The sequence below is a fragment of the Aquiflexum sp. genome, assembly GCF_041749095.1.
In the GTDB taxonomy this organism is placed as follows: domain Bacteria; phylum Bacteroidota; class Bacteroidia; order Cytophagales; family Cyclobacteriaceae; genus Aquiflexum.
In genome coordinates this window covers 23,660-44,122 of the sequence record NZ_JBGTCA010000472.1, presented here as the reverse complement: position 1 = coordinate 44,122, position 20,463 = coordinate 23,660, and the positions used below count along the sequence as shown (strand labels likewise).

Here is a 20,463-nt window from a genome sequence, read left to right as displayed (position 1 = left end):
ATCAAATAAGGGAATAACCCCTCTCCTATTTCAAGTCATTTATACCAATGGTTAAATTAAGACACAAGGATTGGGATGTGGCGTTTAAGAAGAAAAATATGAAAACTGATTAACTGCAGGCAGGCGACAGATTTGAGATGTAAGATTCAAAAGCTTATTCAGTATGACGGCCAACCCATCCTTTCTAATCTCCGACCGGATGATCAGTTGGACTTGCTTCATCCTTCTACCCTCTACCTTCATCCTTCATCCTTTCAAAACCTTCCCCAAACGCCGTCAGAACCAACTTCCTAGGGCCTCCATGTTTCCTGAATTCACAGAAATAAATTCCCTGCCATGTTCCCAGCAAAAGTTTTCCACCACCGATGGGCACCTGTACGCTACTACCCATTAAACTGCTTTTTAAATGGGCCGGCATGTCGTCTGTCCCTTCAAAAGTGTGGATAAACCGTGGATAACTTTCCGGAATCAACTCATTTACAAAGGTTTCAAAGTCTTTTCTCACCGTGGGATCTGCATTTTCATTGATAGTCAGTCCGGCAGAGGTCTGCTGGATAAAAACATGAAGCATCCCGATTTTCAATTGACTGATTTCGGGAAATTCACTTTCAATCAAATCTGTAATCAAATGGTAACCCCGTGAATGAGGTCGTAATATTATGGTTTTTTGAAACATCGTAAATCGAATAATTATGTAAGTATCTTTATTTTTTTATGTAACATCTTTTGGTTTTTTAAGGCAATATTTGCGGGCTTATTCACCACGACCATAAATTTGGTTGCAAAGCAAAAACTCAAATCAAAAAACTATGAAAAATTATTTAATTGCATTTGTAATGTGTTTGTTGATGTCTACTGCTGTAATGGCACAAGACCACCATTCAAATATCGGTGTCAAAGGAGGATTGAATCTTTCTAACATCAATGGAAACGGAAAAGCCGATCTGAAACCCGGTCTACACTTGGGCTTACTAACCCATATTCACCTGACCGACCAATTCGCTTTTCAACCTGAAATTATGTACTCCGCACAAGGTACAAAATTTGGGGGTTCGGATAACAGCCTGAATCTTGATTACATCAATATCCCTTTATTGTTTCAATACATGTTTGACAATGGCTTCAGGCTACAAGCTGGACCACAGGTTGGGTTTTTGGTAAATGCCAAAACCAAATCGGCAAATACCACTGTCAATGTCAAAGACGCCTATAATTCCTTGGACCTTGGACTTAGTATTGGAGGAAGTTATGTGTTTGTCGATACAGGATTTGGTCTTGACGCTAGGTACAACCACGGATTGAGCAATATCTATGACTCAAATACTTTGAATGCAACCAACAGAGGATTTCAGTTGGGTGTGTTTTATCTCTTTGGACATAAATAATCTTTCCGGCATTGCAGGAACTTTTAACCAATAAAAACTTATCTATCAAGTCCCTATCTGCCTTTTGGCAGATGGGGATTTTTTTTGATGGGGAATTGGGGGAAATCGGTGGTGGATTAAAATTAGGCGGGTATAGATCCAATAAAGCTTTGTCTTTTTTCCCGCAAAGACGCTGAGGCGCAAAGGAAAAGAAGTGGTTTAATTTCGTACTCCCCAACATCGATTATCCGACAGCGGTCAATAAATCTTCAATCTAACTAACACCCATACTTGGTACTTTAACCTTCATACTTGGTAATTCTCATCCCTCATCCATCACCCTTCATCCTTTCCCTCACTTTCTATTCACCTTCCCTATCCCCGACACCTTTTCACTGATGACAGTCGGATTACCAGTATAATTTACTGTACCAATGCCATTGACTTCCAGAGAAATTTCATCCTCACAATGAACGGAAACCGATCCAATACCTGAACTTATCAAATCTACTTTTTGAGCAATGAACTTGGAGGCATCAATATTGCCTATGCCTTCATTGATCAGGTAAAATTCATGTGTTTCTCCCCTCAACTCCATATTGCCCACAAAATTCAATTTGGAATCCACGGTTTCAGCTTCGATTTCCAAATTGATATTTCCAACCCCATTACCTATAATCCGAAGATCTTCAAGAGTCAAAGAATGTTCTGTTTTAATATTTCCTGCCCCCTCAAACTCAAGTTCTTTGAGGTCTGCTATGATTAGGTCAATTCGAATACCTTTTTTGTTAAAAAAACCCCCTTCGGTTTTTCCATCGAGTGTCAGCTCTAACAAATCACCACTTTGTTTGACTTTTAGTCTTTTGACCAGATCTTCATTGCCTACAATCTCCAAGGACTCCTGGTCATATTGTGAGATATTGACATTGAACATACCGCTGAGTTTGACCCTCTTGACACCTTCAATTTCAATTGACTCACTGTAATCATCATTTCTGTAGTCACAGGAGCATAAAATGCCCAATAAGAGGAATAATGTTAAAATGTTTTTGATTTTCATAGGTATGCCTGTTTTGTGAATTATAATTCTAAAAGTAAAAAAAAACTTTGAATTACACCTTATTCATCTCAGGGGGTTCATGCCATGACTCCTAGTCATGGCATGAATAGGATTTTGGCGATGGAATGATATTTGCACTTCTTTCAATTCAATTGATTTTTAACTTTAAACCATGAAAAACCATGAAACGTAACGAATTGATTATCAAACTTCAGGAATGCGCCAATGCTTGTTTTCATTGTGCAGATGCCTGTCTCCAAGAGGAAAATGTCAGTCACATGAGAGACTGCATTCAAACAGATCAGATTTGCGGTTCAGTTTGCCTGACCACCAGTAGGATACTTTCCGGAAGTTTCAAAGAAGTAAATGACCTGATTAAATATTGTGCTAAAATCTGTGGAATCTGTGCCGAAGAATGTGGCAAGCATTCGCACGACCATTGTCAGGCATGTGCCAAAGCCTGTCAGAACTGTAAAGAAGCCTGTCTTACTTTTTTGAACCAATAATTTTGATTTACAAAACCAAGCCTGATTAGCCATCTAATCAGGTATTTTTGGCATATCATTTTTTCAAAAAGCCAAAAAAACTCCGAAATACAGTTTGATCTGTTGTGGAAGTTATTTTGGATGATTTTGAAGTCCTTTTAGTCTTTGCTCTTTTTCTAAATCCATCATCCCTTATTTAATATCCCCATTATCCCCCTAAACCCATCCAAAGCTGCTTCCACATCTTCAATGATTTCTTCTGCCAATTCATCAGGATCGGGGAGGTTGTCCAGATCGGCCAAACTTTTATCCTTTAGCCAAAAGATATCCAAGTTGGTCTTGTCACGGGCAATGATTTCTTCATATCCGAATTTCCGCCATCTCCCTTCTGGACTAGATTCGGAATAAGTTTCTGTCCGCTTATTTCTATTGGATGGATTGTAGCATTGGATAAAATCCTGTAAATTCTCCAATCTCATTGTGCCTTTCTTTAAGGTATGATGGATATTGGTACGGTAATCATAAATCCACACTTCCTTTGTCCAAGCCTCTTTGGAGGCAGGTTTGTTGTCAAAGAAAAGGACATTCGCTTTGACACCATGAGCATAGAAAATCCCGGTAGGGAGTCTAAGGATGGTATGTAGTTCAGTAGTCTTGAGCAATTCCTTTCTGACCGTTTCTCCTGCGCCACCTTCAAACAGTACATTGTCAGGTAAAACAACTCCCGCTTCTCCGTTGACTTTCAGTAGGGTTCGGATATGTTGTAGAAAATTAAGCTGCTTGTTGGACGTACTGGCCCAAAAGTCCTGACGATTATAGCTGAGGTCTTGCTTTTCCTGTTCCCCTTCCTCATTGGTGATGGTCATGGAGCTTTTCTTCCCAAAGGGGGGATTGGCCAAGACATAATCTACCCGAGTGCCTTCGTCGGCTATCAGGGCATCATTGGGGGAAATAAATGTATCTCCATCGAGTTCTCCAATATTGTGGAGGAACATGTTCATCAGGCAGAGCCTTCGGGTACTTGCCACAATTTCATTTCCTGAGAAGGTGCTGTTTTTCAGAAAGTGCTTCTGATCCCTATCCAGTTGAAGGTGCGATGTAATATAATCATAAGCTGCCAAGAAAAATCCCCCTGTGCCGCAACTAGGATCATGTATGGTCTTTCCCGGTTTTGGTGCCATACATTCCACCATAGCCCTAATTAAAGCCCTTGGGGTGAAGTATTGTCCCGCACCGGATTTGGTATCTGCTGCATTCTTTTCCAAAAGCCCTTCATAAATATCACCTTTCACATCTGCCCCTACTAGTGTCCAGTTTTCTTTGGCAATCATATCGATCACCCGGAGCAACTTGGCAGGATCCTGAATTTTGTTTTGGGACTTGGTGAATATCTGACCCAGTATCCCACGCTCAGTACCTAAAGATCGCAACATCTGTGAATAATAAGCTTCCAGTTCCGCTCCCCTTTTTTTGGAGAGGGTCTCCCAATTGCAGTACTCTCCTTCAGGAATTTCTTTCCCTTCTGTGTCTTTGATGTGTGGAAATTGGATATTTTTGGAATAAGGAGGCTTGGACATTTCGTCTGCCATTTTTAGAAAAAGCAGATAAGTAATCTGCTCCAAATAGTCCCCATAGCCTACCCCATCATCTCGGAGTACATTGGCAAAATTCCAAACTTTAGATAATAATGCGGATTCTGTCATTATAATTTCCAAATTTTTATAGCAATTTGAGCTAAATCTTGACCGCGTTTATCAACATGTGAAAATTTAAAATCTCTTAATTCTGCTAATTCACGGGTAATAAATAATTCTGATGTTTTATAGCTTCCTTTCTTTTTTGCAAATGGATTATTAGAAGCTGAAATATTGAGTGAACTTGCTAGCAAGGTCATATTCCCAATTCTATTCACAAATTTTTTGTGATTAATTTTTGCTTTTTCTCCAAGATATTTTTCCCAATCTCCAAAATCATTTTTTGATGTTTTTGTATCTATTGTCTGCGGTATAATATGCTCAACATGAACATCATCAGCCCCGTTAATTGAGATTTCACTAGTACCTTTTCTTTTAAAATATTCGATTTTAGTTAACATATATCTCGCACGATTAATTACTCGTTGTTTCAATTCATGTCTTGAAAAGCTATCCAAGAATTCATCGTCTGTTGGAGTGTCCTCCATAAGAAGGTTTCTAATTTCCTGAACATGATTTTCTTCGAACCTTACTCGTAATAGTTTTGAAAAAATATCATCGTTATATGCGGTGCTTTGTCCTGTAACGTGCCTTCTAAGCATTGTTACACCAATCATTTCTAAAACCAAATATTGGTCTTTCTTTGGCATATCCTTTTGAAGGTAATGCATTAGAAAAATATATGAAGGAAAAGACTTTATATCTTGGAGATCGGCAATTCTTTGATTGATTTTTTTATCGGAAAACTTTAAATACCAGATTTTAGAATAACATTTTGCAGCTTCGAGAATCTTTCCAATAAACTCTAAAATATCCATTCTCCCTTTAGAATCATATTCAGATTTTTCAACAGATTCGATTTCATTTTCCAGTTGTTCTTCATCGTCATCAAATTCAGCTGTTTCAATTGGACCATAGGCATAACTAAATTCTCCCAACTTATCTACTTCTAATACCCATCTGAAATAATTCTTCTTGAACTCCTCGACCAACTTAGAGCTTGAGATTTTTCGAGTATAAATTCAACAGACATATTGCCTAAAAAAGTCATCTGTTGGAATCCCATCTAATTGAACAATTATTTCTGACCAAATTTCTCTTGCTTCATTTAACTTTTCATTTGAGATTTTCGCAGCATGTCCCAAAATAAAATTCTTGAGAATGTCAGTTGCAGAAAGTCGTAATCCCCTATTATTAATTGTTTCAAAAAGCTTGTATGCATCGGGAGCTTGCATAACATCTAATCGGATAATTTTTGCTGTATGTATTAATTTAGTCAGGAAATGTCCTAACCAATCTATTCCAACATCATTTATGGCATCTTCTACAAACTCAGTGAAAAAAGAATATGCATCAGATAAATTTCTGTTTTTTATTTTGTCCAAATCACCTTTTAAAAGATTCAAGTAATCAGGATTGTCTAGTTCACCTAATTCTAATTTTGGAGTACTTGATTTTTTTGGATCTCCACAGTAAAGCAATTGACCAACAACTTGATAAGCATTATAATCATCTTTTAGATCAATAAACTTATTCATTAAAACCTTTAACAAAATTGTAATTGTTGTCAATCTTTGCTGGCCATCAACAACATTAACAGCATTTATTCCCCCGTGATGAAAGCTTGTGTGAAGTATCAACATCCCAAAAAGGTGTCCATCACCAGGTAGGAGCATGTCAATATCCTCAATCAAGGCTCGATGCTGTGGATATTTCCATGCATATCTTCTTTGATATGAAGGGATTTTAAATTGCTCAGTTGGAACATTTAATAAAGAATGTAAAGTGAAGTCTTTTGGAGTTACATTCATCTTTTCAAATTTTTGTTATTATTATTAGTTATACTTTCTAACAACCTTTCAGCAGATTCCCAATCCGCTTCTTTTCTACAAGCTTCCAGTTCAGATTCTGTCAACAACTTTCCTTCGAAAGACTTTTTCAGAATGCTCTGTCTCAGAGATTCAGATTTTAGAAGATTGGTCTGTATGGTCTCTGCCAGCTTATCTGCTACCGAAAGTCGGGATTCGATTTCTTGTACGATTAGGATTTGTTCTTCAAGAAAGCTTGGTAAAGGGATTAAAAAACTTCTCATTGACTTTAAAGACACATTTTTTATTGTACTTCCAGTAGCTTCGGTGTTTGCATAGTTAAGGAATCTGTTTGTCTTCAAAACATAAAAAACATATTCTTTCGAAACAGATTCAACAAGATTAAAATAACATGCACTTTTTCCTAAGATGACCTTTTCATTGTTATAGAAAGCTGTATTTCCAAGAGTACCATTTATTGAAACAAAAACTGTCCTTTCGTTTAAGGGCTTTTTATATTTCTCAAACTCGCTTTTATCAACTCGTTTTGTATGTTGCTTTATTTCAATCTTCCTATCATTTAGATTATTACCATTAATGAAATAATATTCACCATTCTCAGAATATTTTGGAGTTCCATGAAGCCCATCACCTAAGACAGAAGAAATTTGCTTTATTGATTTCCACGACCAGTTAAGAGGTAAATTTGCTTCACTTCGCTTTATTTTTTCTGAAATAAATCCCCCCTCAAAAGCCTTTTTCAGCACAGCCTGTCTATAAACTTCGAGTTTGGAAAGGGCAGTTTGCAGGTTGGCAATCGAATGGTCAAGTTCACTGAATAGTTCTTCAATCCGAGCGACGATGGCGCGTTGTTCGGGGAGGGGGGGAATGGGAAATGGATAGTTTTCTAGAAAATGCTTTGGAACTCTTCTAAGTCCCACTGCTCCTGTCATTTCATGTTGGGCCTCATTTCTAAACTTTGACTGAACTAAAAAGTAGAAAAGAAATTCCTTTTCTATTTCCTTATTTGGTCGGAAAACATGAAACTCTGATGATCCAAAACCTATTTTATTTTTGAGTCCTTTGGCTATCGCTATTTTCCCATTTTCCATGCAAGGAGTAACCTTAGCAAACAGAACATCTCCTTCGGCAAAATAAGTATAGCTTTTCTTTTGAACTTCAGAAAACTTTCGAGTCTCTAGAAGGTGGATTTTATTTGATACTTCTTCAACCAGTGCCATTGGAAGAAATTGCACTTCAAAATCTTGAGAAATTGAATTTTTATTTTCCAGCTTAGGATTGATCTCACTAACTTCAGACAACCTTACCTTAGGCCATTCTTTTCTCATATTGATACTTTCTTGAATTTGCCATTTGCTTTGATTTCATATCCAAATGGCTTTTTTTCGGTTAGAGCAATCCGTGTAATTTCAGGCCATGTCTTGGCCAAAATTTCAACCATTTCCCAAATACTTAAACCTGATTTTTTGTTTTTACCTCGAAGGAAAAAAATTCCCAGTTTGCTTTTTTTAAAGAGTTCAAGTTCATGTTTCCTTCTACTGATGTTGATGTCCTGTGTCAGCATACAGGCATTGAGGGCTGAGACTTTAGGAATCCAATCTTCATCCTTTTCGCTATAGGCTGAATACTCCGGCCAATGTTTTACCTCTATGGAATTGCCAGACTTTAAACTTTCCGGTTTTTGAAGGATATCGAAACCCTTGGCTAAGTGTGGTGGTATATTTTCATCTGTAAAAATAATCATGCTGCTTGTTCACAATAAAAAATTGCATCTTTTACTTCTTTTTCAGTGATTTCATAAACATAAGCAATATAAGGTACTGGATCACCGGCTTTAAAATGACCATACAAAGTTTCTGGATAGATATTCCTTCCTTCAATAATTGGATGGCCAAACTTACGTCTGGGGTCAACCACTACAGAAACTTCTTTACCAAGTGGCCAAAGCCTACTGACCATATTTTCAGAATCAAATTCCAGCTTCTTAAAAAAGCTTTCTATAAAGCCAAGATTAAATTGGTCTGTTCCATCTAAATTGATCAAGTCATGACCTTTTTTCCAAAAAACCTTTTTTCCATCAGTTTTTAATTCATCAAGAACCTCTCTTTTTGCAAATGGGTAGGCTGAATCATAAATTTTGGAAAGTTTTTTATGGGCTTTTAAAACCTCACTGGTTTTAACTCCTTTCCTTGCCAATTCCACAAAAACATAAAACTCTACTAATGTGTAAAAATTTACCGCTATAGAGTCATCCAATTTCCAAGAATAAGTATTGCCAAATTCTTTGCCCAATTCACCGTCCCAATATTTATTGATCCAACGATAAGCCTTTGGATAAGAAATTTTTAAAATCTTAGCTACTTCACCAATGGTGAAAATTCCTGTACCTAATCTGGGTTTATTATCTATAGCTATCATCTTATTTTGGATTTAAAAAGTTTTACAAATTACATAATTCAATTGGAACTTAGATGTATTAATTGAACGCTTTTTTCTAAGTTTTGGATCAAAGCCTCACCCAAATACTTTCTATGGCACTGACAAATGTCCGCCTCAAAACAAGTAATGGCTACACGATCGTATTTTTTGATCAAGTCCAGAATCTCTTGCTGTTGGGTTAATGTTTGCGGTAATACAGTCTCTTTGTAATCTTCAAATAGCGCATCATAATCTCTTTGATTATGTAATTCCTGCCTTTTGTCAGAAACTATCCCCACCTCTGGAATATGGATAAATTGAATTCCCACACCTTCGCAAGCAATCGTCAATTGTGATTTGTTGAAGCCATATTTCATACTGAAAGAATTCTTCCTTACATCACAAAGAACTTTGACATCCGCTGTCAACAGTTTGTTGATGTATTCTTCCAAACTTAGCCCTTCATAGCCAATGGTAAACAATGCCTTTTTATTTGATTTTGGCTTTTGGGCTTCTACTATGGCTTTTTCAAGATCGTTTAAGTACCTCCCTGAAACGGTACTATTAATTGCATAATAGGGAAACTTGGTATAAGTATATCTTATCAGTTCCTCTGATTTCTTTCCTTGGAAATGAATTTTCAGCTTTGAAACAGCTACTCTATCTTTTGGCTTTAATTTTTGCCAATAATCCATTGGATCTGTTTTTCTCCAAGTTCTTTCGTTTTCTTGAACTTGCTCATATTTCCTCATGGTGGAGAGGTCAGCATTGGCCTGAAATGAAAAACAGCCAAATTTGTAGGGTACAAAATGGTAACTTTTTTCTTCTTGATAGGAAGAAAATATCATTAGGAGCTTTTGAAGCTGTAATTTCTCCAACTCTCCACCAAATGCTTCCAAAATCGCCAACAATATTTTTCTTCTATAATACATCATATGCTTACAAAGATAGCCAATGCAAACGCTTAGGCTGTAAGTTCTTTGTTTAATTCCTCAATTATACTGTCCATTTCTGTCCCAAAAAGATTCCACATCATTCCCCTTCCTCCCTTGCCATCGAATGGTGTGTAATCCAAATCCTCAATATCAATATGGAAACTGCTGGCGATATGGTCTTTGATCATCCGTAGCCATTCCACCTGCTCTTCTGTAAATCGGTTATGTTGCCCTGCGTTTTGCTGAAAGATCCATTTTTGAAAATGCTGATTTACCGTTCGGTCATAAGGAGTAAGTTGTGCATCAATACCGCCGACTTTCCTGACCAAAGAAACCAAGGCGATCAGTTCGCTTTTCGGAGAATTTTCCTTCACCTGATCCAATTGCTGATAAGCCTCCCAAACATAGGAAGGAGCAAGTAATGGACGATCTAATTTCAGTTGCTCAAGCAGGTCTTTGATCATTTTAAGTGTGAGCTCTCTTCTTCTGAAGGGCTGATCATAGAAGATGCTAAGGGCAAGGATTTCATCTTTATGTGTCAGGATATATTCAGCGAATTCTTTTACGACCTGTTCTCCTTTGACTTTGCTGAAAGTATCCCATTCTGCCTTAAGCACTCGATCTGTGTTGATGTGGTCAATCACCTGATCATGGACTTTCCGGACTTTTTCGACATAATCCGTGAGCTCACCAGTGAAGACTTTGGAAGCTTCCACTCTGAGTTCATCCACTTTCCCTTCTATGGTATTGCAAATATCAAACGGGGCCTGTCCTTTCATTTTCTCCTTTACTTCGGACTCTATGCTTTCGATGATATCTGGATTGTAGGCATTAAGGAGGTTTTTGATGACGGTTTGAAGGCTTTTTCCATTGGCCAATTCCGAGAATTTTTCTTTTTCTGGTTCGGACAGCTCTTTTTCAAGTCTCAATAGCCTATTGGCAAGTGAAAGGAACAGGTCCTCATCCTGAGCCCCCATTTTCACTGCCCCAAGCAAATCCTTTAAAGGAACGGAAGGTTTCCGCTCCAAAGGACGGCTATCTGTCTTTTTGGATTTGATAGCTCCAATGGCATCCACAATCACAAAATGGGTTTTAGTATGTTTGGCAGTCCGGGTCACTTTTAGCAGGTCATCAAATTTTATTGTCCGGGTACCCCTGCCTTTCATCTGCTCAAAGTAATTGGTGCTTTTGACATCCCGCAAAAACAGCAGGACTTCCAAAGGCTTGACATCAGTTCCAGTGGCAATCATGTCAACCGTCACTGCAATCCTTGGAGCCCAAGAATTACGAAAACGGTTGAGGACGGATTTGGGGTCATCCTCAATCTTGTAAGTGATTTTCTTACAAAAGTCATTTCCTTCATTGAATTCCTCCCGGACAATCTGAATTATATCATCTGCATGGCTGTCAGTTTTTGCAAAAATCAAAGTTTTGGGCACTTCGAACTCCCCACCCTCATCAAATCGATCTGGGAAAATAGTAGGTAAAGCTTCTCTGAAAGCTCGAATGACCGTTCGGATTTGACTGGGATTGACAATATTTCTGTCCAGTTGACTAGGCTTATATTCCAAATCTTCCTCAAGCTGTTCCCATCTTTTCTTTCGGGTAAGTTTTTCACGCCTATCGACAAACTCCTTGGCCTTGATGACAGAGCCTGATTTGGTGATTTCCGTTTCTATGGTAAAAACATCATAAGGAACATTCACACCATCCAAAACGGATTCTTCGTAAGTATATTCACTGACTACATTTTCATTAAAGAAGCCGAATGTACGTTTGTCGGGAGTAGCAGTAAGCCCCACCAAAAAGGCATCATAATAATCCAAGACCTGTTTCCATAAGTTGTAGATCGAACGATGACATTCATCGATGATGATAAAATCAAACTGTTCGATCGGATTTTTTAAATTATAGCCAACAGGAAGCGGCTCTTTTCCCGGCAGTAGTCTGGAGTATGTCCAACCTGATTCATTTGGGTTTTCTTCTTCTGCCGATTCTTCCAGTTCCTTTCCCTGAAGGATGGCGTAAAGTCTCTGAATTGTAGAAATACAGACCTGAGCATCAGAAGCGATGTAGCTTGAACTCAATCTCTGTACATTGTACAGTTCTGTGAATTTTCTATTGTCATCATTGGGCTGATACTTTAAAAATTCCTGCTCCGCCTGTTCCCCAAGGTTTTTGGTATCTACCAAAAAAAGGATTCTTTTGGAATTGGCAAACTTAAGCAAGCGGTAAATAAAAGTACAAGCTGTAAAAGTCTTTCCGGCACCGGTAGCCATTTGGATCAGGGCTTTTGGTCTGTTATCCTTGAAGGAAGTTTCCAGATTTCTGATGGCACTGATTTGTGCGGGCCGAAGACTATATTCATCCATATTGGGAAAATCTTTCAATCTCCCTCTCAGAGATTTGGATTGATCCAACCATTCTGCGAATGTTTCGGGTTTATGAAAATGGAAAACAGGTCTTGAACGGGGTTTTGGATCACGATAGTCTGTGAATCTGGTCAAGGTTCCAGTACTTTCATAGACAAATGGAAGATTACCATGATCCAGGTATTTCAACTTGCTGGTAGCATATTCTGAGGACTGTCCTTCTGCCAAAGTCAATCTTTCCCCTTCCTCTTCCCGTTTGGCTTCAATGATTCCAACAGGTTTACGGTCTACAAAAAGCACATAATCCGCAGGGCCGGATGAAGTCTGATACTCCCTAACTGCTATTCCTTTTCCAGCGGAAAGGTTTACCTCGTTTTTTGATAGTACCAACCAACCTGCCTGCACCAATTGCTTATCAATTGAGTCTCTGGCAATTTGTTCAGGATTTTGGTTGGGTTTTGGGTTCATAAAAGTGTTTTCACCTTTAAAAGTTATGCTAAATATTAGGTTCTATTCAAGCTCAAATTAAAAGGATATTTTAACATCTCAAATTAGAGGTAAGATTAAAGTTGAAATCAACAATTATAGAATTTAAACACCTAAAGTGTTATTAATTAAATCAGGCATGTTTGAAATCGATGACTTTCAATTTCTCAATTGGAAATATTTTTTCAGAAAGAAGATTATTGACATGATTAGAAAGGATTTTATTTATTAAATGTTTTACCAAATAAAAATTCTGTAGACCTACAAAATTGGAATTTCTAAACAAAACAAATATTTCGTTTATATATTCAATTGGTAAATTCTTGACAGAAATACCAGATTCCTTTAATGTTTCTGTAATTAGAAATTTTATATGGTCATCTGAAAAATCGGACAACTCCACCAAGTTTAAATTTAAAGACATGAACCTTGGCTGTAAAATTAAAAATTCTTCAAACTCCTTTTTATCACCTTCAAAAACAACAACCCCCCTATTCGAATCAATAAAATCATAGAGAATTTCAAAATACGCTGTTTCTATAAATATTGATTTTGATATTCTATTTATCAAAACAACTCTGTTCTCATTTTTTTCAAAAAATGAAGTAATCGATTTAATAGTATCTGATGAATCATTACCAAGAACTTGAGAATTTTTATATTCAATTAGTTCAGGAGATGTGCATATTTTTAATTGGGTCAAATAAGATGTTATGAAATTAGCCAGGAATGTTTTACCTGTTCCAGACCCACCAATAATAAAGGTACTGCAAGTTGATTTTTCCGTATTCTTTGAGAAAAACCCATTTAGTTGATTAAAAAAAATTAATTCCAAAAATCCGAAAATAGACTCCTTAGTTTTATCACAAAAAAAATTATCTGATTTTATGCTATACCGAGAATTATTGAAATGATTAATTTTCTTTTCGAACAATTCAAATTCTTCATAATTTGAAAAGTTTGATAAAAGTTTTAGATAGTTTAAACAATCTATAATGTATTTTTGAAAGTCTTGAAAAATGTCAAATATTTGGCTAGGAGTTTCTTTAAATATTTCATTACTGTCCTCAATAATAGGATATTGGTTTATCCTAGCATAACTATCATATTTGAAGATTATTTTTTTCAAGGTCCAGTTTTTTAGCTTAAATTCATTCAAATACTCCTTTTGAACTCTGGAATAGAACGTAATTTCTACCTCTCCAAATCGGTATTGTTTTCCTGTTGAAGATGATCTCACATCATATTTATCAATTATTTTTACTAAAAGACTTTTTTCAGTGATTTCATTAGTGGAATTTAATGGATCAAACTCTCCTTTTAAATTTTCTATCAATTTAAAAGTATTCTTATCAAGGATAAAATTATTAATGTAGTTATTCATTAGATTCTATTTTGAGGATTGAAAATACAGAATTCTTCAGTTATTCAGTTAATTCCAATGTATTCAATTTAAATTTTTAATAAAAAAGGAATGTGAGTTCTGTCAAACCTTATTTTAAAATTAACAGTGGTCTTGTCGCCAGAAATCGAACATCCTTATCTTTTCAAATTGATTCCAGTATTCAAACAAAAAAAAAGGCGCCCCTTAAGGCACCTTTTTTTAACTTGGCAAATTGGGTAATCAGCTTTTAGGAAGCACTACCGTATCCACTGAATGGATGACACCATTAGATTGAAAAACATCGGCGATGGTCACTTTGGATTTGTTGCCATTTTCGTCCGAGATGTAAAGGTCTTTTCCCTGCATCCAGGCTGTTAAAGTTCCACCCTGCACGGTTTTGAAAGTAGCTTTGCCGTTACCTTTTTTGATGGCATCTGCTATTTCTTTGGAACCGAATTTTCCGGACACCACATGGTAAGTCAATATTCCTGTCAAAGTGGCCTTGTTCTCCGGCTTGACCAAAGTCTCTACGGTACCTGCGGGCAACTTGGCAAAAGCGGCATTGTCAGGAGCGAAGACGGTAAAAGGACCTGAAGTCTGCAATGTTTCTACCAAACCAGCGGCCTGAACAGCTGCTACCAAAGTGGTGTGGTCTTTGGAATTGACAGCGTTTTCCACGATATTCTTAGAAGGATACATCGGGGCGCCACCCACTTCTACTGTTTTCTCCTTTTGGCCAAAGGCTGCATTGGCACTCAAAATAAACATCGCTAAAATAGCTGCTTGAAATAATCTCATGGTTTTCATAAATAAATAATTTTTGGTTTTGTTGATTTGAGGAGAGATACGAGATGGTTTTAAAAAGTGGATTTAGATATTGAAAAAAATATTTGGATCTGGATTTTTTGGGTTTAAATGGATTTGATATTTATTGATATTTTCCTGCTGAAAAGCCAAGTCCCATAGGGACGGATGATTTCATGGTATTCAAAATACATAGTCCGTCCCTATGGGACTTAGGTTCAATTTCTAATCTCGTGACCCACGGGTTGAAACCCGTGGCTAAAATATCGATCATCCCTGCGGGATTTTTAATGATGCATCGTAGGAATCTATCAGGAAGTATCCACCCATATCCAATATCCACCGTTATCAATTAGCTTTAAAACGTATGATATCATAGGAGATACTTATCCAAATAACTTTTCCCTATTCCCATATTCCAAGAGATTCTTTTAGATTTGTGGTTCTGAAAAATGGACAACAAATGCATCAGGAAAAAATAGAAGCCATCAAATCATCCATCGCTTCGGCAGATGCCAATAATGTGGACGAGTTGGAGGCTTACAGAATGAAATATATCAGCAAGAAAAGTGTGGTAGGAGAACTTTTTGCTGAAATGAGAAATATCCCCAACGAACACAAAAGGGAATATGGACAGTTGGTCAACGAAGTCAAAGAACTCGCTGACCAAAAGTTCCAGGAATTGATTGACAAAGTCAATTCATCTTCAAAGACTTCAAAATCCACTGACCTTGACCTGACCCTACCCCCAACTACAATCAGTGCAGGAGGAATCCATCCCTTGACCGCTACTAGGCAAAGGATCATAGAAATTTTTGAACGCATAGGATTCAATCTTTCCGAAGGCCCTGAGATAGAAGATGATTGGCATAATTTCACTGCATTGAACTTTCCCGAAAACCATCCGGCCAGGGAAATGCAGGATACTTTTTTCATTGAGAAAAACCCTGATATCGCCTTGAGAACACATACTTCCTCCGTGCAGGTCAGGGTTATGGAAAACCAAAAACCACCGATCAGGACATTGTCACCAGGAAGGGTTTACCGTAATGAAGCCATTTCAGCGAGAGCCCATTGTATTTTCCATCAGGTGGAAGGTTTATATGTGGATGAAAATGTCGGTTTTGCAGATCTGAAAAACACCCTGTATCATTTTGCCAAAGAGATGTTCGGGAAAGAAACCAAGGTAAGATTCAGACCATCATTCTTCCCCTTTACAGAACCAAGTGCTGAGATAGACATCAGTTGCCAGCTATGTGGTGGCAAAGGCTGCAATGTCTGTAAAGGAACGGGTTGGGTAGAAATCGGCGGTTCAGGTATGGTTGACCCCAATGTGTTGGAAAACTGCGGCATTGATTCCAAAAAGTATACGGGTTTTGCTTTTGGGATGGGTATCGAAAGAATCGCCATGCTCAAATATCAGATCAAGGATTTAAGGCTTTTTACTGAAAATGATGTCCGGTTTTTAAAGCAATTCAAATCAATGCTTTGATTATCCTGGAAAGTCTAAAAAAAAAGCTAACTTCTTTTTTTCAATTCCGAGGTCTTCTTTCGAATCTTGGCTCTCGCATCGCATCTCCTCTACAAAGACCTTCGGGGTTTTGAAAACCCCAAAGGTCACATATCTCGACTCTCGGTTCTCGGCTCTCGCTTCCCGCATCTATCAATTCGCCAATACCCTAATCGACTCCAAATAAGCCGAAACTTCTGAGAGTAGCTTTGGGTTTTTGCCGGCACCGTTCCCGATGACCACCAAATCGGCCCCTGCATGATAGGCTGCCTTTATTTTATCCAGGGAGGTCAATCCTCCACCGACAATCAGCGGGGAATTTGTTTTTTGTTTTACTTCTTTGATAAGTTCAGTCGAAACAGGGTTGGGTGCTCCGCTTCCCGCATCGAGATAGAAATAACGCATCCCCAAATATTTACCTGCTAGGGCTGTTGCTGCTGCCAATTCAGGGTGGTGGTTTGGTAAGGGAATGGTCTGACTGATATAATGTGCGCTTGTGGTTTGTCCGCCATCTACCAGCATGTATCCGGTGGGCAATATCTCCACATTGCTATTTTCCAAAAGTGGTGCGATGTTGACATGTTGCCCGATCAAGAGGTCGGGGTTTCTACCTGAAATCAAAGATAGAAACAGCATCGCATCTGCTAAGGGGCTGAACTGAAGTGAATTCCCGGGGAACAGGACCACAGGGATATTTTCCTCTGTTTTTTTGATAAATCTGATGATTTCATTGATGCTGTTCCGCTGTATCAAACTTCCACCCAAAAAAATAAAATCAATTTTAAGTCTAACGGCCTCTAATATTCGGTCTTCAAAAATCTCCGGTGAGAGGACATCATCTGGGTCAATCAGCCAAGCTACACCTTTTCTGCCCGAACGACAGAGCTCCTCAAATTTGGTCCCTGTTTTATTTTGCATTTTTTTCAATGCTGTCATCTGACTTGTTCAGCTTATTAAATAAACGGTTTTTGCCGTAGTTTATCGCTATGGGGAGCAATATTGCACTCAATCTTCCCATAAATCCCGGCTGGCTTTTCTGTGTCAGTTTATGTTTGATCTCATCATCAAGCAAACCTTCTTTTTCAAGTGTTTTGAGGACTTTATCTGTTTTATTGTTTTTTTTTCGGCTCAATAATTTTACGGCGGAAAAGGCTACAATCCCTCCCAATAATATCCCTCCTCCGATTTTCGCAAACCCCTCCGATCCTTTTTTAACCAGACTCAGCTGCATTCCAAGCGTTTGCTCCAGCTCTTCGGCTTTTTTTTCTAGCTCAGTTCTCTTCATCTTCATATTTTCTTTTTCCTAAAACAAATTTCTTCAGGAACCTTTGGGTTGGGTTGGTAATAATTCTTGATTCTTTGATAAAGTATAAAAGCACAAAAATCAACAAATAAATAACGGAGACATATAGAAATCCTTTGTAGGTGGAATACAATAGCTCACTGAGATAAAATGCCAGAGAGATGCTCGCAAACAACAAGACCATCATCGATGCTGCCGCCATCAAGACCAACAAAAAGATCCTTGTGAAAATGGCAGAAAAGTAATCACTGACTTCTTCTTTAATAATGTTTATTCTTACCTCGATAAGCTGTTTGATCGTTTGAATAATTTCAGAAACGTTGAACATAAAAACTTCTTTGATTGTGAATATCAAGCCCAATATACGCCAAAAAGCTCATATCAAAAATTTTCAAGACTTTCCGATTCCTGGTTTTCTGAGTAAAATTTATAGCTGATCACCGACTCAAGTGCTTCTTTAATAGCTTTGTTAATAGGCAATTGCCGCTCTGTTAACCGAAAATCTATATTATTTATTTTTCGATATGCATCTGTGCTTAAGGGAACAGGCATTTCAGACTTAATGGCGCTGGCTGCAGTTTCATAAAGCTCTTTTTTTTCAGTTTTAATTTTTTTGCAGGTGATGATTTCTTTTTGACCTTCTTTGTTTTTTCTGGCACTGGATCCAAAAAGTCTGCAAATCATTCCTCTATTTTTGTAATCGGAACAATACCCGGAATGCCCGTCTTCTGATAGAGATTTGTATATGATACAGTCATCCTCTTCGGTTGTCTCCTCCAAAATCTCCAAGGCTTTTTCTGCTTTTCCTTTAGCATATAAATCAAAAGCCAAAGGAAGAAACTCAAGTACAGAGGCACTCACTTTGGGGTTGGAGCAACAAAAGCCGCAACCGGATAAGCAGGTCAGCTTACTGGCATCAAGGAAAAACTTGATTTCGTGGTCAAGTTCCTCAAAAACCATTCTGACTTCCTTTGACTTTTGTTCGAGATTCATAGATTGATAGTTAAAAGCCTGCGAAGGTAGATCAAGTTAAGAATCAAAACAATATTATTATTTATCCACCCTAAAGGATATTTTTGGGAAAACATACGTTGAGGATAAAAAAGGAGCATTATGAGCAGCAGATTTGATAATTTTGATGAAAAGCGTGAAGAAAAAACCCGAAAAGCTTTTAAAGAAAGGGATTGGAATGAAATAAAGAGTACGGATTCCTGGGTGATTTTTAAGGTTATCTCTGAATTTGTGGAGGGTTTTGAAAAACTGGGCAAAATCGGCCCCTGTGTATCAGTCTTCGGTTCGGCAAGGACCTCCCCTGAACATCCACATTACCTTATGGCCGAAGAGATTTCTGCAAAACTGGTCAGGCATGGCTATGGAGTAATCACGGGAGGTGGGCCTGGAATTATGGAGGCGGCCAACAAAGGAGCCAATTCAGAAAACGGAAAATCAGTGGGACTCTGCATCAAGCTGCCCTTTGAGTCGAGAGGCAATATTTATATTGACCCGGACAAAATGATCCTGTTTGATTATTTCTTTGTCCGAAAAGTAATGTTCACCAAATATTCCCAGGGATTCATTGTGCTACCGGGAGGATTTGGAACCTTGGATGAACTCTTTGAGGCAATGACACTGATGCAAACCATCAAAATCGGGCGGTTTCCCATTGTGCTTGTTGGGAAAGAATTCTGGAGCGGTCTGTTGGACTGGATCAAAGATACCCTCCTTCAAAAGTACAATTACATCAATGCTGAGGACCTGAATCTCTTTTATTTGGTGGATGATGCCACTGAAGCGGTGAAGGTCATCGATGAATTTTACAGTAAATATTTACTCACTCCAAATTATTGACATTGAGACGGTATCACCTTTTTATCATTTATGGACTGTTGGGGATTTTGTTTGTTTTTGTCATTTTCCAAAAGGCCAAGGAAATCAATACTGCTGTATTTGGTGAAGAAATTGTCATTGAATCCAAAGAGGGTGAGAAAATGACACTGACCATTCCTGAACCTAAAATTCGGCTATTTGAGCTTCCCGAGAAGATTTCCTTTGCCGGTGAACCTGTACCAATGAAAGAGGCGGATGTGATGGAGCGCTTTGAGCGTGAGATTTATGTCAATGTCTATTGGCAGTCCAATATGATTTTGTTGATGAAGAGGGCCGGGAAATTTTTGCCCACTATAGAAAAAATCCTCGGAGAGCAAGGTGTTCCTGAGGATTTCAAATACCTGGCAATGGCAGAATCGGGATTGTTGAATGTGGTTTCCCCTGCCGGTGCAAGAGGCTTTTGGCAGTTTATGCCCGGCACTGCCAAAGATTACCACCTGGAAGTAAGCGATGATGTTGATGAAAGGTATCATTTGGAAAAATCAACCCTTGCCGCATGCAGATACCTGAAATCAGCATACAGTAAGTTTGGTAATTGGACATCGGTGGCAGCAAGCTACAATATGGGGATTACCGGAATTGGTAATAGAAAGAAAGAACAGCACCAATCCGATTATTATGACCTCCACTTGGTAGAAGAAACCAGCAGGTATCTTTTCAGGATTCTTGCCTTTAAGGAGATCTTTGAAAATCCTGTCAAATATGGGTTTGAGTTCTCCGAAAAGGATATTTACAGGCAGCCTGTGTACAGGGAGTTAGTTGTAGATCAATCCATATCCAGCCTGGCCCAATGGGCCATCAGACACAATACCAATTACAAAATACTCAAAATCCATAATCCTTGGCTCAGATCCACCAAATTAGACGTCAAGAGAGGAAAAGAATACCTGATCAAATTACCTGTCGATTGACCTGTTTGTTATATTATCATA

21 protein-coding genes are annotated in these 20,463 nt (G+C 38.0%); 5 read left to right on the top strand and 16 right to left on the bottom strand.

What is annotated here, in order from left to right:
- Positions 1 to 226 precede the first annotated feature (226 nt).
- Positions 227 to 676, bottom strand: coding sequence for a secondary thiamine-phosphate synthase enzyme YjbQ (locus tag ACEW8O_RS21500; RefSeq protein WP_373496685.1), 450 nt, complete (start codon positions 674 to 676; stop codon positions 227 to 229).
- A gap of 133 nt (positions 677 to 809) precedes the next feature.
- Between ACEW8O_RS21500 and ACEW8O_RS21495 the strand changes: the two genes are divergently transcribed.
- Positions 810 to 1,385: a porin family protein gene (locus ACEW8O_RS21495; protein ID WP_373496684.1), complete on the top strand. Its 576-nt coding sequence runs from the start codon at positions 810 to 812 to the stop codon at positions 1,383 to 1,385.
- Positions 1,386 to 1,719: 334 nt separating this feature from the next.
- On the opposite strand, the gene ACEW8O_RS21490 is transcribed toward ACEW8O_RS21495, so the two are convergent.
- Positions 1,720 to 2,424: a head GIN domain-containing protein gene (locus ACEW8O_RS21490; protein ID WP_373496683.1), complete on the bottom strand. Its 705-nt coding sequence runs from the start codon at positions 2,422 to 2,424 to the stop codon at positions 1,720 to 1,722.
- A gap of 182 nt (positions 2,425 to 2,606) precedes the next feature.
- Here ACEW8O_RS21490 and ACEW8O_RS21485 point away from each other — a divergent pair, with 182 nt between their 5' ends.
- Entirely contained in the window at positions 2,607 to 2,930 is a 324-nt protein-coding gene (locus ACEW8O_RS21485) for a four-helix bundle copper-binding protein (RefSeq protein WP_373496682.1), read from the top strand.
- Positions 2,931 to 3,094: 164 nt separating this feature from the next.
- On the opposite strand, the gene ACEW8O_RS21480 is transcribed toward ACEW8O_RS21485, so the two are convergent.
- The 10 genes from ACEW8O_RS21480 to ACEW8O_RS21435 all read right to left on the bottom strand — a co-directional run bounded on the left by ACEW8O_RS21480 (position 3,095) and on the right by ACEW8O_RS21435 (position 14,834).
- Positions 3,095 to 4,612, bottom strand: a complete 1,518-nt coding sequence (locus ACEW8O_RS21480; protein WP_373496681.1) for an N-6 DNA methylase — start codon at positions 4,610 to 4,612, stop codon at positions 3,095 to 3,097.
- Positions 4,612 to 5,541: an HNH endonuclease family protein gene (locus ACEW8O_RS21475; RefSeq protein ID WP_373496680.1), complete on the bottom strand. Its 930-nt coding sequence runs from the start codon at positions 5,539 to 5,541 to the stop codon at positions 4,612 to 4,614. The genes ACEW8O_RS21480 and ACEW8O_RS21475 overlap by 1 nt, the downstream gene beginning before the upstream one ends.
- 84 nt (positions 5,542 to 5,625) lie before the next feature.
- Positions 5,626 to 6,414, bottom strand: coding sequence for a DUF262 domain-containing protein (locus ACEW8O_RS21470; RefSeq protein WP_373496679.1), 789 nt, complete (start codon positions 6,412 to 6,414; stop codon positions 5,626 to 5,628).
- Positions 6,411 to 7,760: a restriction endonuclease subunit S gene (locus tag ACEW8O_RS21465; RefSeq protein ID WP_373496678.1), complete on the bottom strand. Its 1,350-nt coding sequence runs from the start codon at positions 7,758 to 7,760 to the stop codon at positions 6,411 to 6,413. Before ACEW8O_RS21465 ends, ACEW8O_RS21470 begins: the two co-directional genes overlap by 4 nt.
- Complete coding sequence (locus ACEW8O_RS21460; protein WP_373496677.1) at positions 7,757 to 8,176, bottom strand: hypothetical protein; 420 nt, start codon at positions 8,174 to 8,176, stop codon at positions 7,757 to 7,759. Before ACEW8O_RS21460 ends, ACEW8O_RS21465 begins: the two co-directional genes overlap by 4 nt.
- Positions 8,173 to 8,850, bottom strand: coding sequence for a DUF433 domain-containing protein (locus tag ACEW8O_RS21455; RefSeq protein ID WP_373496676.1), 678 nt, complete (start codon positions 8,848 to 8,850; stop codon positions 8,173 to 8,175). Before ACEW8O_RS21455 ends, ACEW8O_RS21460 begins: the two co-directional genes overlap by 4 nt.
- A 38-nt stretch (positions 8,851 to 8,888) precedes the next feature.
- On the bottom strand, positions 8,889 to 9,785 hold the full coding sequence (locus tag ACEW8O_RS21450; protein WP_373496675.1) for a DUF488 family protein: 897 nt from the start codon (positions 9,783 to 9,785) through the stop codon (positions 8,889 to 8,891).
- A gap of 29 nt (positions 9,786 to 9,814) precedes the next feature.
- Positions 9,815 to 12,625: a type I restriction-modification enzyme R subunit C-terminal domain-containing protein gene (locus ACEW8O_RS21445; RefSeq protein ID WP_373496674.1), complete on the bottom strand. Its 2,811-nt coding sequence runs from the start codon at positions 12,623 to 12,625 to the stop codon at positions 9,815 to 9,817.
- A 151-nt stretch (positions 12,626 to 12,776) separates the two neighbouring features.
- Positions 12,777 to 14,027 carry a hypothetical protein gene (locus ACEW8O_RS21440; RefSeq protein ID WP_373496673.1) on the bottom strand — a complete coding sequence of 417 codons (1,251 nt, stop codon included), beginning with the start codon at positions 14,025 to 14,027 and terminating at the stop codon, positions 12,777 to 12,779.
- A gap of 240 nt (positions 14,028 to 14,267) precedes the next feature.
- Positions 14,268 to 14,834 carry a fasciclin domain-containing protein gene (locus tag ACEW8O_RS21435; protein ID WP_373496672.1) on the bottom strand — a complete coding sequence of 189 codons (567 nt, stop codon included), beginning with the start codon at positions 14,832 to 14,834 and terminating at the stop codon, positions 14,268 to 14,270.
- 460 nt (positions 14,835 to 15,294) lie between these two features.
- Between ACEW8O_RS21435 and pheS the strand changes: the two genes are divergently transcribed.
- Positions 15,295 to 16,323, top strand: coding sequence for a phenylalanine--tRNA ligase subunit alpha (gene pheS / locus ACEW8O_RS21430; RefSeq protein WP_373496671.1), 1,029 nt, complete (start codon positions 15,295 to 15,297; stop codon positions 16,321 to 16,323).
- Between the two features lie 171 nt (positions 16,324 to 16,494).
- Here the strand turns inward: pheS and ACEW8O_RS21425 are convergent, their stop codons facing one another.
- From ACEW8O_RS21425 to ACEW8O_RS21410, 4 genes are read right to left on the bottom strand one after another with little or no spacing between them, the layout of a single operon-like run.
- The gene (locus ACEW8O_RS21425) at positions 16,495 to 17,259 is read right to left on the bottom strand and encodes a geranylgeranylglyceryl/heptaprenylglyceryl phosphate synthase (RefSeq protein WP_373496670.1); all 765 of its coding nucleotides are present in this window, start codon (positions 17,257 to 17,259) and stop codon (positions 16,495 to 16,497) included.
- Positions 17,249 to 17,626, bottom strand: coding sequence for a hypothetical protein (locus ACEW8O_RS21420; RefSeq protein ID WP_373496669.1), 378 nt, complete (start codon positions 17,624 to 17,626; stop codon positions 17,249 to 17,251). Before ACEW8O_RS21420 ends, ACEW8O_RS21425 begins: the two co-directional genes overlap by 11 nt.
- The gene (locus ACEW8O_RS21415; RefSeq protein WP_373496668.1) at positions 17,613 to 17,972 is read right to left on the bottom strand and encodes a phage holin family protein; all 360 of its coding nucleotides are present in this window, start codon (positions 17,970 to 17,972) and stop codon (positions 17,613 to 17,615) included. Before ACEW8O_RS21415 ends, ACEW8O_RS21420 begins: the two co-directional genes overlap by 14 nt.
- Positions 17,973 to 18,025: 53 nt before the next feature.
- Positions 18,026 to 18,637 carry a YkgJ family cysteine cluster protein gene (locus ACEW8O_RS21410; RefSeq protein ID WP_373496667.1) on the bottom strand — a complete coding sequence of 204 codons (612 nt, stop codon included), beginning with the start codon at positions 18,635 to 18,637 and terminating at the stop codon, positions 18,026 to 18,028.
- A 120-nt stretch (positions 18,638 to 18,757) separates the two neighbouring features.
- Here ACEW8O_RS21410 and ACEW8O_RS21405 point away from each other — a divergent pair, with 120 nt between their 5' ends.
- Both ACEW8O_RS21405 and ACEW8O_RS21400 read left to right on the top strand, forming a co-directional pair.
- On the top strand, positions 18,758 to 19,492 hold the full coding sequence (locus ACEW8O_RS21405; RefSeq protein WP_373496666.1) for a TIGR00730 family Rossman fold protein: 735 nt from the start codon (positions 18,758 to 18,760) through the stop codon (positions 19,490 to 19,492).
- Positions 19,493 to 19,494: 2 nt separating this feature from the next.
- Positions 19,495 to 20,442 carry a lytic transglycosylase domain-containing protein gene (locus ACEW8O_RS21400; RefSeq protein ID WP_373496665.1) on the top strand — a complete coding sequence of 316 codons (948 nt, stop codon included), beginning with the start codon at positions 19,495 to 19,497 and terminating at the stop codon, positions 20,440 to 20,442.
- Positions 20,443 to 20,463: the final 21 nt, after the last annotated feature.